The following is a 14,587-nucleotide window of genomic DNA, read 5'->3' on the forward strand; positions in this document are numbered from 1 at the left end:
CACCACCGAAAGGCTGCTCGTGAACGACCTCAGCGCTCTCCCCGCCGACTTCATCTGGGGCGCGGCCACCGCCGCCTACCAGATAGAAGGCGCGGTGGACGAGGACGGCCGGTCCCCGTCGATCTGGGACACCTTCTCCCACACCCCGGGCAAGGTGGCGGCCGGCGACACCGGCGACGTGGCCTGCGACCACTACCACCGGGTGCCCGAGGACATCGCCCTGATGGGCGAACTCAACCTGGACGCCTACCGGTTCTCCATCGCCTGGCCGCGCGTGATGCCGCAGGGCGGCGGGCCGGTCAACCCGGCCGGACTCGCCTTCTACGACCGGCTCACCGACTCCCTCCTCGAAGCGGGCATCACCCCCTTCCCGACCCTCTACCACTGGGACCTGCCGCAGGCCCAGCAGGACCGGGGCGGCTGGCCGGAGCGCGAGACCGCGGAGCGGTTCGGTGAGTACGCCTCGGTCGTCGCCGAGGCGCTCGGCGACCGCATCCACGACTGGGCGACGCTCAACGAGCCGCTCTGCTCGTCGTGGATCGGCCACCTCGAGGGCAAGATGGCCCCCGGCCAGACCGACATCACGGCCGCGGTCCGCGCCTCGTACCACCTGCACCTGGGGCACGGCCTCGCGGTCCAGGCGATCCGCGCCGCCAACGCGAACGCCCGCGTCGGCATCGTCAACAACCTCAGCCCGTGCGAGCCGGCCACCGACCGCGACGCGGACATCGCCGCCGCGATCCGCGCCGACGGCCACACCAACCGCTGGTGGCTCGACCCGATCCACGGCCGCGGCTACCCGCAGGACATGGTCGACCTGTACGGCGTCGACCTCCCGATCCAGAACGGCGACCTCGACACCATCGCGGCCCCGCTCGACTGGCTCGGCGTCAACTACTACTTCCGCAACGTCATCGCCGACGACCCGACCGGCCCGGCGCCGCGCGCCAAGCAGGTCTACCTGCCGGGCGTCCGGCGCACGGCGATGGACTGGGAGGTCTACGGCGACGGCCTGGAGCAGCTGCTCATCCGCGTCTCCGAGGAGTACGGCGCCCAGCGGATCTTCGTCACCGAGAACGGCTCCGCCTACCCCGACACCGTCGGCCCCGACGGCCAGGTCGACGACCCGGAGCGGCAGGCCTACCTGGAGGAGCACCTGGCCGCGTGCGCGCGGGCGGTGCGCCACGGCGCCCCGCTGGCCGGCTACTTCGCGTGGTCGCTGCTGGACAACTTCGAGTGGGCCTACGGCTACGACAAGCGCTTCGGCCTGATCCACGTCGACTACCCGACGCAGAAGCGCACGATCAAGGGCAGCGGCCGCCGCTACGCCGACATCATCACCGCCCACCACCGCCGCGCCCGCCGCGCGGCCTGAGATCGAGGCCCGGCCATCCGTACCCGTGGGGGGTACGGATGGCCGGGCCTCAACACGTCACGGCCTCCAAGCGGCACCGAACCTGCTTCCCCACGGGCGACCGCACCACCCGCCACCCCGAGGTGAGCAACTCCACCAGCGCCAGACCCCGCCCGGACTCGGCCTCGGCGTCATCCATCGCCACCCCCCGCCGCCGCGGCACCCCCACGGGATCCGGATCATGCACCCCCAGCACCACGGCCCCGCGCCTGACCGACACCTCCACCACGAGCGGCACCGACGGCCCACACGCCCGCACGGAGTTCCCGACCAGCTCGGACACGACCAGCTGCGCGCTCTCCGCGGTAGCGGAATCGACCCCGGCCTCGGCGAGCGCCCTACCGGTCAACTCCCGGACGGCACGGAGGTTCTCGCCGGAGGCGAGGAGATGGACGACGAAGCCGCGGGGTCTGCTGCGCAGGTAGAAGCCGGGGTTGAGCGTTCCGTGCGCTTCCGCCATGTCGCACATGGCACCTCCACAGGCAGTGTCGGATCGTGTGGCGCCGTGCGCCGGTCCGTTGACTCAGCGTGACGGCTCTCCGATGGTTACGCCCTCCCGATCCGATCGCAAGTTTTCTACCCAGATCGAGTGACAAGCGGTCACTTACCGTTCCCCACATCCCAGTTCGCGGTGTAGGACTCCCTTATGCCCAACTCTCCGCTGATTCCGACCGTCCGGCGCCGTCGTCTCGGCGCCACCCTGAAGCGCCTGCGCAACGACGCCGGGCTCACCCTCGACGAGGCCGCTGCCGCCATGGGGTGGAAGGGCCCGAAGATGTCGAAGATCGAGAACGCCGCACAGGCGATCCGCCCGGCGGAGGTCGGCGCACTGCTCTCGATCTACGGCGTCAGCGACGGCGAAGTCCACACGGCGCTGGAGAACCTGGCGCGGGACGCCGGGAAGAAGGGCTGGTGGCAGACGTACAGCGGGGTCGTAGCGCCGGCTTACGCGGACTACATCTCGCTGGAGTCCGACGCCGATCAGATCTGCGAGTGGGCGCCCCTGGTGATTCCGGGCCTACTGCAGACGGCCGCCTACGCACGCGAGAACATCGCGGGCATCACCACGTCACGAACTCCTGACGACATCGCAGCACTGGCCGAGGTCCGACTGGCACGGCAGTCCGTGCTCACCCGTCCGGGAAGTCCGCTGGAGCTGTGGGTCATCATCCACGAAGCGGCCCTGCACCAGCGGTTCGTGGTACGCCCGGCGACCATGCGCGAGCAGCTCCGCCGCCTTCTCGACGCAGCCGAGATGCCGAACGTGACGATCCAGTTGATGCCACTGAACTGCACCGCCCATCCGGGCGTCGTGGGCGGCTTCTCCATCGTCTCGTTCCCCGGCCCCATCCCCGATGTAGTCCTGCTGGAAAACCTGAGCGGAGCGGCATACGTTGAGGGCGATGGAGCTGTGCCCTTCACCAAGGCGTTCGAGCGGATCCGTGCGACGGCCTTGCCGATGGAGGACTCACTCGCCCGTATCGCGCAGATGGAAGAAGGCCACAGACAGTGAGCGGACCCAAGGCGGAGCTGTATGCGCACGACCTCTCGGCCGTCGCCTGGCGCAAGTCATCCGCCAGCGGAGCCGAAAACAACTGCGTGGAGATCGCCGATCTCCCGAACGGCGCCGTCGCCGTCCGCGACTCCAAGAACCCCGGGCGGGAGCCCCTCCGCTTCGACGCGGCGGAATGGGCCGCGTTCAGGCAAGGCGTCATCGCCGGGGAGCTCTGACCGTCCGGGTTCCGGCAGTGCGGAGAGGGCGTCTGCGGGCGGAGGGGGAGGCCCCGGCGCGGTGCGCCGGCCAGTGGGGCGGCCCGCTGCGCGGCCCGGGATGGGCAGCGCAGCCGGTCCGCTGCGCTCCCCGGGCGGGGCCCGGTGGCTCGTGTGCTCGGAACGCCGCTCTGTGGAGTTCTGTGCGACCTAAGTGATCCACAACTGCCAGACCGGCACCCCACAGGGCCCACGGGACATCGCCAGTCACAACCGCCACACCTTGCGGCGAGGTGGTGGCGCTGAAGGCCTGCCCACGCGAAGGGCAGCGCAGCGAGCCCGCCCGCTCCGCCACAACACGCCGCCCGCAGAGCCCCACCGGGCGCTATCCACCCCGCCGCGCCGCCAGGCCGCGCAGCGGGTCGAACCGCTGGCCGGCGCGCCGCGCCGGGGCCGCCCCTCCCCCCGGTCAAGGGGCGCAGCGCCGCAGACGCACCACTGCGCACTGCTGGGACCTCAGCCACCCCCGAGTCGCAGCGAACCACCGTAGGCGGCTGCGGCTGCGGCTGCGGCTCCGGCTCCGGCTCCGCGAGGAGGACGTCGTTGCGCCCGCTCTTCGCGCCCGGATCAGGGCCAGGGTCAAATCCGACCTGAACTCGCCGCCAGGCGAAGCGCGTTGAGCGCTAGAGCCAGCCGCCCCAGCCGAAGGAGAAGAGGTACGCCCGCCGTAGGGCGTCCGTGCCGCGGATGCCTCGGAGGAACATCACTGCCAGCGTCAGGGCGAAGAGCGTGGCGAACGCGCCCGTCACCAGGGCGCCGGCGACGGGTCCCGCCAGGCAGCCCACGAGCACGCTCGCGACGAGCACCGCCCCCAGGCCGAAGTGCGCGGCGGGCAGATCGGCGCGGATGACCTCGCGGATCGCCTGGCGGTCCCCCTTCAGGTCGGCGTTGTACCGCTCGCGCGCCGCCTTCGGATCGGCCGCGCGGCCCTCGGGCCAAGGCTCCACCGGGCGTCCCCGTTCTTCCGGCCGGATCGAGTTGTCCCGCGCAGGCTACGCCACGACGCTCCCCACCGTGTTCGGACCGGCGATCAGGCCGTGGCCGCGGCGTCCCGGTACAGCGCGGTGCGGAAGATGCCGGAGAGTGTGGTGCCGACCAGGAGGGCGCCCAGCAGGATCAGGACGGCGAACGCGCCGCCCGCTATCGCGAGGCCCGGGTCGTTCGACTCGGCGGCGAGCATGAAGGCCGCGAATCCGATGATCACCGAGAAGACCATCGGGAGCGCGATCCACAATGAACCCCACACCTGCCGCGAGAACGTCTCGCGCAGCAGTCGCGCCGACCGGCGGGTGCTCTCGACCACCCCGAGGCCGTCGACCATCATGGCCGGGAGCGCCAGGTAGGTGGCGATCGCCCAGCCGCTGCTGAAGAGCGTGCTCAGGACCCAGCCGACGACCGGGATCCGCTCCAGCTGCCGGATGAGCAGCAGAACCGTCGTGTTGAGCAGACTCCACGCCAGCAGCCGCGGCCAGTGCCGCAGGGCCCGCCGGTAGCTCGTGCCGATGCGGGCCGGCTCTCCCCGCAGCACGTCGTCGACCGCGCAGATCATCGCGGCGCTGCAGAGGGTGAAGGCGAATCCCAGCAGGAGGTAGCCGGCGCCGGAGGCGACGAGGTCGACGGTGGACGGCGACGACCCGGCCCCGTCCAGAACGAACGCCACCACCGTCAGGGCCCCGAACACCAGCAGCAGCGCGACAGCGCTGAGCAGCGGAAAGACCAGGAGGCGGCGGTTGCTGCGCAACACCCCGAAGGACATGCGAACGGGCTTGGCGGTGCTCATGAAGGGTCCCCCCGCGGGTGATCATGCTGCGTCGGACGCCACAGGTTATGCGAGTGCGCCGCCACGCACGCCGCCCGCCCCCGACCGCGTTCGGTCGGGGGCGGGCGGCGTGACGGTCGTCAGCTGATTTCTTCGGTGCGGGTGGTGAGGTGTTCCGCCCCGCGGGCGGTCAGCGAACCGTGCAGGCGCAGCCGGGAGATCCCCCCGTCGGGGAAGATGTCGATCCGCACCCGCGTCGCCGGAACCGGATTGACCAGGAACCGGTGGACGGTGTCGGGCTGCAGCTTCGTGCGCGGCAGCAGTTGCGTCCACTCATCCGACCCCTCGTCCTGCACGAACAGCGCCGCCCACCCGGCCGCGTTGCCCTTCAAATACGCGGTGTCGATCTCCACCGCCCGGATCACACCCTGCGCCACCAACCGGTACCGCACCCAGTCATTGCCCTTGTCCCGCCGCCGCCGCGTCTCCCAGCCGTCATCCATCTTCCGCGACCGGCCCGGCAGGATCGTGTTCACCGGCGACGAATAGAACCGGTCCGACGCGTCCTCCACCGTCCCGCCGTTCTCCAACGCCACCAGATCGAACGTCCCCAACTCCGCCAGCCACCCCGGATCCGGCGCCACCTCACCAAACACCCGCAGCCGCGCCACCCCCCCATCCGGATGCTGCTTCAACCGCAGATGCGTGAACCGCCGCTCCACCTCCACCGCGAACCCGTTCTCCGCGTGACCTCCCACCGCGGTACGCGGCACGATCGTCGTCCACTGCACCCCCTCCGCCAGCAGATCCTCCGCCGACGCGGACAGCGAGTGCGCGGTCGCCTCCACCGACACCGACTGCGGGTAGTTCCCGCGAAAGTGCGCGGTGTCCACGACAACCCCGCGGATCACCCCAGGCGCACCGAGCCGGATCAGCGCCCAGTCATGATCGGCGTCCACCGGATGCGGCTGATCGGCGCCCGCACCCCGGCGACGACGGGTCTCCCACCCGTCCATGATCTTGCCCTTGTGCCCGAAACGCTCCGGATCGAAATGCGCCGGCTCCGGCAGCAGCAGATTCTCCCGCTCCGCGAAGAACTCGTCATTCGCCGCGATCACCCCCGCACCCAACCGCCGATCCGCCAGATCCACCAACCCCGTGAACGGCAACTCCGCCCGCCGGTAATCCGCATACGGATCACCCCCACCGAACGGCCGCGCATCACCGACGAACGAAGTGGAGGTCATGTGTTCTCCCGAGTGATGAGACGGCCGGTGGGCTCGTTGGGGACGCCGTTCTCGGCGATGAGTTCGCCCCGCAGCCAGGTCTGCCGGACGACGCCGTGCAGGGTCTTGCCCGCGTAGGCGGTGATGCGGTTGCGGTGGTGGAGTTCGGCGGGGTCGACGGTGAACGTCTCGTCCGGGGCGAGGATCGCGAAGTCGGCGTCGTAGCCGACCGCGATGGCCCCCTTCGTGGAGAGCCCGACGAGGGCCGCCGGTGCCTGGGACATCCAGCGGGCGACGTCGGCGACGCTGTGGCCGCGGCGGCGGGCCTCCGTCCAGATGGCGGGCAGGCCGAGCTGGAGGGAGGAGATGCCGCCCCAGGCGGCGGCGAAGTCGCCGGTCTCCTTGACCTTCAGCTCGATGGTGGACGGCGAGTGGTCGGAGACGACGCAGTCGATCGTGCCGTCGGCCAGTCCCTCCCACAGGGCGTCCTGGTTGGCGGCCTCGCGGATCGGCGGGCAGCACTTGAACTCCGTCGCGCCGTCCGGGACCTCCTCGGCCGTGAGGGTGAGGAAGTGCGGGCACGTCTCGACGGTGACCCTGACGCCCTCGCGCTTCGCGGCGGCGATCAGCGGCAGCGCGTCGCTGGACGACAGGTGCAGCACGTGCACCCGGGCGTTGAGTCGCTTCGCGAGGGCGATCAGCCCCTCGATGGCGGCGTTCTCGGCGGCGCGGGGACGGGAGGCGAGGAAGTCCGCGTAGTGCGGACCGCCGCGCTGCGGGGCGCCGTCGATGAGCTGGGGGTCCTCGGCGTGCACGATGAGCAGGCCGTCGAAGCGGACCAGCTCCGTCAGGGCGTCCTCCAGCTCCGCCGGGGAGAGCTGCGGGAACTCGTCGACGCCGGAGTGCAGCAGGAAGCACTTGAAGCCGAAGACGCCGGCGTCGTGCAACGGCTGCAGGTCCTTGACGTTGCCGGGGACGGCGCCGCCCCAGAAGCCGACGTCGGTGTGCACCTTGCCGCGCGCGGTGTCCTGCTTGACGGCGAGGTTCTCGGTGGTCGTCGTCGGCGGGATGCTGTTGAGCGGCATGTCGACCAGGGTCGTGATGCCGCCCGCGGCGGCGGCCCGGGTGGCGGAGGCGAAGCCTTCCCACTCGGTGCGTCCGGGGTCGTTGATGTGCACATGGGTGTCGACCAGCCCGGGGAGCAGCGCGTCGTCGCCGAGGTCGACCAGCCGGGCCCCTTCCGGGACGTCGGCGTCGTACGCCCGGACGGCGGTGATCGTGCCGCCGCTGACCGCGACCGCGGCCGGGCGCTCCCCCTCGGGTGTGATGACCCGAGTCGAGCGCAGGACCAGTTCCGCCACGTGCCCTCCCCTTTCGCTTTCGCTGGAAATTCAACGTTCTGTTGAACGAATGTGCAGGACAGGGCGGCATACCGTCAAGGGCATGTAAGATTCCACAAAGCGGAATTCGCATTTCGCCACACTCTCCGTAGCTAGCTACAGGAGACGGTGCTGGAGAGATCAATTGGCGGGGGTCGGCCGGTAGGCTTCCCCCGTCATCCACCACCCGTTCACCGCCCAGAGGAGACCGCACGTGTCGTCAGACCGCGCAGGAGGCGTCCAGTCGCTCGAACGCGCCTTCGACCTGCTGGAGCGGATGGCCGACGCGGGCGGCGAGGTCGGGCTGAGCGAGCTCTCCGCCAGCAGCGGGCTCCCGCTGCCCACCATCCACCGGCTGATGCGCACGCTGGTCGACTGCGGCTACGTACGGCAGCAGCCGAACCGCCGGTACGCCCTCGGCCCCCGGCTGATCCGGCTCGGCGAGAGCTCCGCCAAGCTGCTCGGCACCTGGGCCCGCCCCTTCCTCGCCGAGCTGGTCGAGACGACCGGCGAGACGGCGAACATGGCACTGCTCGACGGGGACGAGATCGTCTACGTCGCCCAGGTGCCCTCCCGGCACTCCATGCGGATGTTCACCGAGGTGGGACGGCGGGTGCTGCCGCACTCCACCGGCGTGGGCAAGGCGCTGCTGGCGAACGTGCCGCCGGACGAGGTCCGCGCGCTGCTCGCCCGTACCGGGATGCCCGCCGCGACCGAGAAGACGATCACCAACGCGGACGACTTCATCAGCGAGCTGGAGCGGATCCGCGAGGCCGGCTACGCGGTGGACGACAACGAGCAGGAGATCGGGGTCCGCTGCCTGGCGGTCACCGTCCCCGACTCCCCCACCGCCGCGGCCATCTCGATCTCCGGGCCCGCGGGCCGGGTGACCGAGGTCGCCACGGAGAAGATCATCCCGATCCTCCAGGACATCGCCCGGCAGCTGTCACACGCTCTCGCCAGCGCCGGGGCCGGCACCGGAGCCTGACCCGAAGAGGTCGACGGCCCTGCGCAACTCGGCCAGGGCCACCGCCAGCGCGCTCACCGAACCCAGCGCGGCGGCGACCAGCAGCAGCGAGTGCCGCATCCGGTCGATCTCCAGGATCCCGGCGTCCGCGGCGTTGGCCAGCGCGCCCAGCTCGTCCTCGGCGATCGCCCGGTCCGGCAGCTCCGACCGCAGCGCGGCCAGCTCCCGGCGCACCCGCGCGACCGACAGGCGCAGCGCGGTCACCCGCGGATCGTCGTCGCCGGACCCCGCCGGCCTGACGTCCGCGGCTGTCTGCGCGGCCGCGCCGCTCTCGTCGTCCACCGACCTCACCCCCACCTCCCGCATCACCCATGCCCCGGCGAGCGCGCCCCCCAGCGCCCTCGCCCGCGCGCCCCGATTCCGGCCGGGGCGCGCGCTCAGTTAACGCGAAACGCGGCGCGGGACGCCATACGGACGACGAAATCCACGCCAACTTCCTTGCACAGCAAGTAACTTGACGCTGGATGCGGAACCCTCACTCGCCTGCGGGAACGGCGTTGCGCCAGACGGTCAGGTCGACGGAGACGTACCCGGTCCCCGAGCCCGAGGACCCGAAGCCGCGGATGGTCACCAGCCCGATGTGCCCGGCCTTGGTCGTCACGCAGATCTTGGTCCCCTTGGAGATCGTGTCCTGCTTGATCGTCTCGGTGTAGCGCGTGTTGGCGCGGCAGCCGGCCAGCGTCGCGGGCTCGCCGGGCTGTACCAGCGCCAGGGTGTTCTTGCCGCCGTGGGTGGAGACGTTCGCGCCCTCGATGAAGTCCGTGGAGTAGCCGAAGTCGCCCTCGTAGTGCACGCCCACCTCCGCCTTCTTCGGCCGCGGCGGCTCGTCGGTGAGGTACAGCGTGTAGCTGCCGGGGATGTTGATTCCGGTGTACGAGACGGGCTGCGGGTCCGCCGGAGCCGTGCTCTGCCCGGCCCCGGTCGAACCGCCGCTCGCGGACGGCGCCGCGCCGTGGGACGACGCCGCGCTGCTCTTGGCGCCCCCGTCCGCGGTGTTCTTGCTGTCGTTCTTCTGGCCGGCGACGTACGCGACGGTACCGATCACGAGCGCGGCGACGATCGCCGCGACGACGAGGCCCGTTCGCTTCTTCTTCGGCGGCAGGGGCAGGAAGCCCCCCGGACCGCCGGGGCCGTGGGTGGGCGGGTACGCGTAGCCGCCGACCGGGGGCCTGCCCTGCTGCGGGTGGGCGGCCTGCGTCGGCTGCTGGAACGGCTGCTGCCCGCCGGGCTGCGGGTGGGCCTGCTGCGGGTGGACCGGCTGGTGGTTCACCGGCTGGGTCGGCGGGTGGAGCGGCGGCGCGGTCGGCGGCACCGCCTGCGTGGGCGGGTGGCCCGGCTGCGGAACCACCGGCGGGGCTGCGGGCTGGGCCGGCGCGGGGGCGGCGGCCTGCGTCAGGTCGGCGGCGTACGACTGCGGCAGCCAGCCGTCCGGGCGGCGCAGCGCCGGATCCTTCGACGCCTGGCCGCACATGGCGATGATCTGCGCGGTGGACGGCCGCAGCGTCGGGTCCTTGATCAGGCAGCGGGTGACGATCTCGCGCAGCTCGCCCGGCAGCTCGGACAGGTCCGGCTCCTCGTGCACGATCCGGTAGAGGACCGCGTGCGAGGGGCCGTCGCCGAAGGCGGCGCCGCCCATCGCCGCGAAGGCCGCGATCTGGCCGAGCGCGAAGATGTCGGTGGCCGGAGTGCAGCTGGTGCCGGCCGCCTGCTCCGGGGACATGAACGACGGCGTGCCGACGCTGACGCCGGTGCCGGTGAGCGCCGTGGTGTCGGCGGCCCGCGCGATGCCGAAGTCGATGACCCGCGGGCCGTCCGCGGCGAGCAGCACGTTGGACGGCTTGAGGTCGCGGTGCACGATGCCCGCGTGGTGGATCACCTGCAGCGCCTCGGCGATCCCGGCGACGAGCAGCAGGACGGACGCCACCGGCATCGCGCCGTGGTCGGCGACGGCCGAGTGCAGCGAGGGGCCCGCCACGTAGGCGGTGGCGAGCCACGGGTGCGGGCCGTCGGTGTCGCTGTCGATGACCGGCGCGGTGTAGAGGCCCTGCACGCGCTGGGCGGCCTGCACCTCCTGGCGGAACCGGCGGCGGAACTCGGGGTCCTCGGCGAACTCGGGGCGGATCACCTTGATCGCCACCGGGCGGCCGCCGGGCGTGTACGAGAGGTACACCTTGCCCATGCCGCCGGCGCCGAGGCGGGCTCTGAGCAGGTATCCGGCGACTGTCTTCGGGTCGTCGTCCGTCAGCGGCTGGAAGACCTCGGGGTCCGGAACCGCGTTGTCCGCCACGGTGGCGGGCACCGGGTCCTGCTGATGATTCGTCACGTCTGCCCCTTGGCCTGCGGATACCCGTCCCTTACGGCGCCGAGCCTATCGAAGCCCGTGCTCCGCCCGCCGCCCTGAGCCCAAACGCCCCTGGTTGCCCCTCTTCGCCGGGGCCCCGCCAGACCCTTCCCCCGGGCCGCCCGGGCCCTCACCCGAGCCGGCCGGACCCTCGCGCCGGGCCGAGGCGCCTGCTCCCCTCGGCCCGCCGCGTCCTCGTCCGGCGGCTCCCCGGCCCGCCACGTCCTCGCCTCCGGCCGCCCGGTCCTGTAGGCAGGAGGCATGAAACCCATCGCACCGAGCGATTCCGCCGCCCTCCCCCGCGTCGCAGGCCTGCTGCTCGCGGCCGGCGGCGGGCGGCGCCTGGGCGGCCGCCCGAAGGCGCTGCTGGAGTACGCGGGCCGGCCGCTCGTCGAGCACGCCGTGCGCGCGCTGCGCGAGGCGGGGTGCGGGCCGCTGCACGTCGTGCTGGGGGCGGCGGCCGGCACGGTCCGCGAGCGGGCCGACCTGGACGGATGCGTCGTGGTCGACAACCCGGACTGGGCCGGCGGCATGGGGTCCTCGCTGCGCGCGGGCCTGCGGTCGCTGGCGGACACGCCGGCGCAGCGCGCCGGCACCGGGGCGCAGGCGGTGGTCGTGGCGCTGGTGGACCAGCCGGGGATCGGCGCGGGGGCGGTCGCGCGGGTGGTCCACGCGTACCGGGGCCCGTCGAGCCTGGCGGCGGCCTCGTACGGGGGGCGGCGCGGCCATCCGGTGCTGTTCGGCGCGGACCGCTGGACGGAGGTCGCGGAGCTGGCCGGCGGCGATCAGGGCGCCCGCGACTACCTGAAGCGCCACCAGGCGGCGATCACCCTCGTGGAGTGTGGTGACATCGCCGACCCCGCCGACATCGACACCCCCGATGACCTGCACCTTCTCAAGGCCGTGAGCGAGCCGTGAACCGAACCCGCTGCACCGCGTGCCACAAAACGTTGATCTTCCGCAATGCGGATACTATGCTCCACCTCGCAGAAGCGCCCGTATTCCGGTAAGGCCCGGCACCCCGTGCCGCAGGCCATGACCCAGCGGCCGCCCGGCACCCTTTGTCCCCTGGAGGAGTCAGCCATGTCCGCAGCAGTGCCGTCCTCGGCGGCCGTCGTCGCCGACGACGCGCCCACCGTCCCCCGCGCGGAGGAGGTGCTGACGCAGCAGGCCCTGACCTTCATCGCCGAGCTGCACCGACGCTTCACCCCGCGCCGATCCGAGCTGCTCGCGCTCCGCAGGGAGCGCCGCGCCGAGATCGCCCGTACCGGCACCCTGGACTTCCTCGCGGACACCGCACATGTCCGCGCGCAGGAGTGGCAGGTCGCCCCGGCCCCGGCGGCGCTGAACGACCGCCGCGTCGAGATCACCGGTCCCACCGACCGCAAGATGACGATCAACGCGCTGAACTCCGGCGCCAAGGTCTGGCTCGCGGACTTCGAGGACGCCTCGGCTCCCACCTGGGAGAACGTCGTCGGCGGCCAGATCAACCTGATCGACGCCTACGAGCGCCGGATCGACTTCTCCACCGAAGAGGGCAAGTCGTACGCGCTGAAGGACGAGGCGGAGCTCGCCACCGTCGTCATGCGCCCGCGCGGCTGGCACCTGGAGGAGCGGCACCTGACGGTCGACGGCGAGGCCGTCCCCGGCGCCTTCGTCGACTTCGGGCTGTACTTCTTCCACAACGCGACGCGGCTGATCGCGAAGGGCAAGGGACCGTACTTCTACCTGCCCAAGACCGAGTCGCACCTCGAGGCGCGGCTGTGGAACGAGGTCTTCGTCTTCGCGCAGGAGTACGTGGGCGTCCCGCAGGGCAGCGTCCGCGCGACCGTCCTCATCGAGACGATCACCGCCGCGTTCGAGATGGAGGAGATCCTCTACGAGCTGCGCGACCACGCCGCGGGCCTGAACGCCGGCCGCTGGGACTACCTCTTCTCCATCGTGAAGAACTTCCGCGACGGCGGCGAGAAGTTCGTGCTGCCGGACCGCAACGCGGTGACCATGACGGCGCCCTTCATGCGCGCGTACACCGAACTGCTGGTGCGCACCTGCCACAAGCGCGGCGCGCACGCGATCGGCGGCATGGCCGCGTTCATCCCCTCGCGCCGCGACGCGGAGGTCAACAAGGTCGCCTTCGAGAAGGTCAAGGCCGACAAGGACCGGGAGGCCGGCGACGGCTTCGACGGCTCCTGGGTCGCCCACCCCGACCTGGTGCCGATCGCCCGCGCCTCCTTCGACGCGGTCCTCGGCGACCGGCCCAACCAGAAGGACCGGCTGCGCGAGGACGTCCACGTCACCGCCGACCAGCTGCTCGCCATCGACTCGCTGGACGCCAAGCCGACCTACGAGGGCCTGGTGGGCGCGGTGCAGGTCGGCACCCGCTACATCGAGGCGTGGCTGCGCGGCCTGGGCGCCGTCGCCATCTTCAACCTGATGGAGGACGCCGCCACCGCGGAGATCTCCCGCTCGCAGATCTGGCAGTGGATCAACGCGGGCGTCGTGTTCGAGAACGGCGAGAAGGCCACCCCCGACCTGGTCCGGCGCGTCGCCGCGCAGGAACTGGCCGCCATCCGCGCCGAGGTCGGCGAGGAGGACTTCGCCGCGGGCAAGTGGACCGAGGCGCACGACCTGCTGCTGCGCACGGCGCTCGATGAGGAGTACGTCGACTTCCTCACCCTCCCGGCCTACGAACTGCTGGGCTGACCTGCCGTTTCCCACCTGTCCCACCGCACGGGCGGGTCCCGGCCCCCTGGGCCGGGGCCTGCTTCGTTATTCGGTGGAGCTGTGCCATCGTGCCGGTATGTGACAACGTGGGACTTCCTGTTACGTCCCTTCTGCCCTTGCTGAGGCATGATGATCCGCTGCACCATCGCTGGAGTCTCCTTCTATCTGCAGGCAAGCGAGGTGGAGCAGAAGATGAGCGGGGTCAAGCCCGAAGCCATCACCGGCGAGTCCGTGAAGATCGGCAGCAAAACCTACCCCGTCAAGCAGGTGGGCGCGCTCATCACCCGGCAGGACCCGCGCGATTTCAGCGCCGCGCAGATGGTCCGCGCCCTGGAGAAGCTCGGCTTCACGTGCTTCCCGAAGCCCGCCCCCGCGCCGCCCGCGGAGGTTCCGGACGTGCTCCCGCAGTCCCCGCCGTACTGGACCTGACCTCACCGTCGCCTCCATGATGAGCGTCATGCTCATCCGAGAAGTGACTCCTGACGACTGGCCCGCCATCTGGCCGTTCCTGCAAGGCATCGTGGCGCGCGGGGACACCTTCACCTACCCCCGCGACCTGGACGAGGCCACCGCGCGCGACATGTGGATGCTCCGGGCACCCTCGCGCACGGTGGTCGCCGTCGATGACGACGGGAACGTGCTCGGCACAGCGAAGATGAACCGCAACCACATGGGCGGCTCCGCCCACATCGCCAGCGCGAGCTACATGGTCGCCCCCGAGCACACCGGGCGCGGCACCGGCCGGGCGCTGGCCGAGGAGTCGCTGCGCTGGGCGCGCGCCGAGGGGTACCGGGGGATGCAGTTCAACGCGGTCGTCGCGTCGAACGTCCGGGCGGTGGGCCTGTACGAGTCGCTCGGCTTCGAGATACTCGGCACGGTCCCGGAGGGCTTCCTGCACCCGGACGACGGCTACGTCGGGCTGCACATCATGTACCGGGGGCTCTGAC

15 protein-coding genes are annotated in these 14,587 nt (G+C 71.6%); 8 read left to right on the forward strand and 7 right to left on the reverse strand.

The annotated features are described in order from the left end of the window. Window positions 1–19 precede the first annotated feature (19 nt). Window positions 20–1,375, forward strand: a complete 1,356-nt coding sequence (locus ABZ721_RS19075) for a GH1 family beta-glucosidase (RefSeq protein ID WP_358789898.1) — start codon at window positions 20–22, stop codon at window positions 1,373–1,375. 49 nt (window positions 1,376–1,424) lie between these two features. Here ABZ721_RS19075 and ABZ721_RS19080 read toward each other — a convergent pair whose 3' ends face one another. After that, on the reverse strand, window positions 1,425–1,874 hold the full coding sequence (locus tag ABZ721_RS19080) for an ATP-binding protein (protein ID WP_358789786.1): 450 nt from the start codon (window positions 1,872–1,874) through the stop codon (window positions 1,425–1,427). 186 nt (window positions 1,875–2,060) lie between these two features. Between ABZ721_RS19080 and ABZ721_RS19085 the strand changes: the two genes are divergently transcribed. Both ABZ721_RS19085 and ABZ721_RS19090 read left to right on the forward strand, forming a co-directional pair. Further along, a complete protein-coding gene (locus tag ABZ721_RS19085) occupies window positions 2,061–2,927 on the forward strand; it encodes a helix-turn-helix transcriptional regulator (RefSeq protein ID WP_358789787.1) in 867 nt (288 codons plus the stop codon). Then, window positions 2,924–3,145 (forward strand): DUF397 domain-containing protein, encoded by a 222-nt coding sequence (locus tag ABZ721_RS19090; protein WP_358789788.1) that lies wholly within the window; start codon window positions 2,924–2,926, stop codon window positions 3,143–3,145. Before ABZ721_RS19085 ends, ABZ721_RS19090 begins: the two co-directional genes overlap by 4 nt. Before the next feature lie 662 nt (window positions 3,146–3,807). Here the strand turns inward: ABZ721_RS19090 and ABZ721_RS19095 are convergent. From ABZ721_RS19095 to allB, 4 genes are all read right to left on the reverse strand, one after another. Beyond that, entirely contained in the window at window positions 3,808–4,131 is a 324-nt protein-coding gene (locus ABZ721_RS19095) for a hypothetical protein (RefSeq protein ID WP_358789789.1), read from the reverse strand. Window positions 4,132–4,214: 83 nt separating this feature from the next. Continuing rightward, on the reverse strand, window positions 4,215–4,964 hold the full coding sequence (locus ABZ721_RS19100) for a DUF6159 family protein (RefSeq protein WP_358789790.1): 750 nt from the start codon (window positions 4,962–4,964) through the stop codon (window positions 4,215–4,217). Window positions 4,965–5,083: 119 nt separating this feature from the next. Next, window positions 5,084–6,190, reverse strand: a complete 1,107-nt coding sequence (gene alc, locus ABZ721_RS19105) for an allantoicase (RefSeq protein ID WP_358789791.1) — start codon at window positions 6,188–6,190, stop codon at window positions 5,084–5,086. Then, complete coding sequence (gene allB / locus ABZ721_RS19110) at window positions 6,187–7,530, reverse strand: allantoinase AllB (RefSeq protein ID WP_358789792.1); 1,344 nt, start codon at window positions 7,528–7,530, stop codon at window positions 6,187–6,189. The genes alc and allB overlap by 4 nt, the downstream gene beginning before the upstream one ends. A gap of 232 nt (window positions 7,531–7,762) precedes the next feature. On the opposite strand from allB, the gene ABZ721_RS19115 reads away from it, so the two are divergent. After that, window positions 7,763–8,536, forward strand: coding sequence for an IclR family transcriptional regulator (locus ABZ721_RS19115; protein ID WP_358789793.1), 774 nt, complete (start codon window positions 7,763–7,765; stop codon window positions 8,534–8,536). Here the strand turns inward: ABZ721_RS19115 and ABZ721_RS19120 are convergent. Both ABZ721_RS19120 and ABZ721_RS19125 read right to left on the reverse strand, forming a co-directional pair. After that, entirely contained in the window at window positions 8,495–8,857 is a 363-nt protein-coding gene (locus tag ABZ721_RS19120; RefSeq protein WP_358789794.1) for a DUF5955 family protein, read from the reverse strand. The genes ABZ721_RS19115 and ABZ721_RS19120 overlap by 42 nt on opposite strands. Before the next feature lie 193 nt (window positions 8,858–9,050). After that, complete coding sequence (locus ABZ721_RS19125; RefSeq protein WP_358789795.1) at window positions 9,051–10,898, reverse strand: serine/threonine-protein kinase; 1,848 nt, start codon at window positions 10,896–10,898, stop codon at window positions 9,051–9,053. A gap of 279 nt (window positions 10,899–11,177) precedes the next feature. Between ABZ721_RS19125 and ABZ721_RS19130 the strand changes: the two genes are divergently transcribed. From ABZ721_RS19130 to ABZ721_RS19145, 4 genes are all read left to right on the forward strand, one after another. Next, a complete protein-coding gene (locus tag ABZ721_RS19130) occupies window positions 11,178–11,834 on the forward strand; it encodes a nucleotidyltransferase family protein (RefSeq protein WP_358789796.1) in 657 nt (218 codons plus the stop codon). A 165-nt stretch (window positions 11,835–11,999) separates the two neighbouring features. Then, on the forward strand, window positions 12,000–13,619 hold the full coding sequence (gene aceB, locus ABZ721_RS19135; protein ID WP_358789797.1) for a malate synthase A: 1,620 nt from the start codon (window positions 12,000–12,002) through the stop codon (window positions 13,617–13,619). Between the two features lie 153 nt (window positions 13,620–13,772). Then, complete coding sequence (locus tag ABZ721_RS19140; protein WP_358789899.1) at window positions 13,773–14,069, forward strand: SCO5918 family protein; 297 nt, start codon at window positions 13,773–13,775, stop codon at window positions 14,067–14,069. A gap of 28 nt (window positions 14,070–14,097) precedes the next feature. Then, window positions 14,098–14,586 carry a GNAT family N-acetyltransferase gene (locus ABZ721_RS19145; protein ID WP_358789798.1) on the forward strand — a complete coding sequence of 163 codons (489 nt, stop codon included), beginning with the start codon at window positions 14,098–14,100 and terminating at the stop codon, window positions 14,584–14,586. Window position 14,587 lies beyond the last annotated feature (1 nt).

Source organism: Streptomyces sp. NPDC006733 (assembly GCF_040636125.1).
In the GTDB taxonomy this organism is placed as follows: domain Bacteria; phylum Actinomycetota; class Actinomycetes; order Streptomycetales; family Streptomycetaceae; genus Actinacidiphila.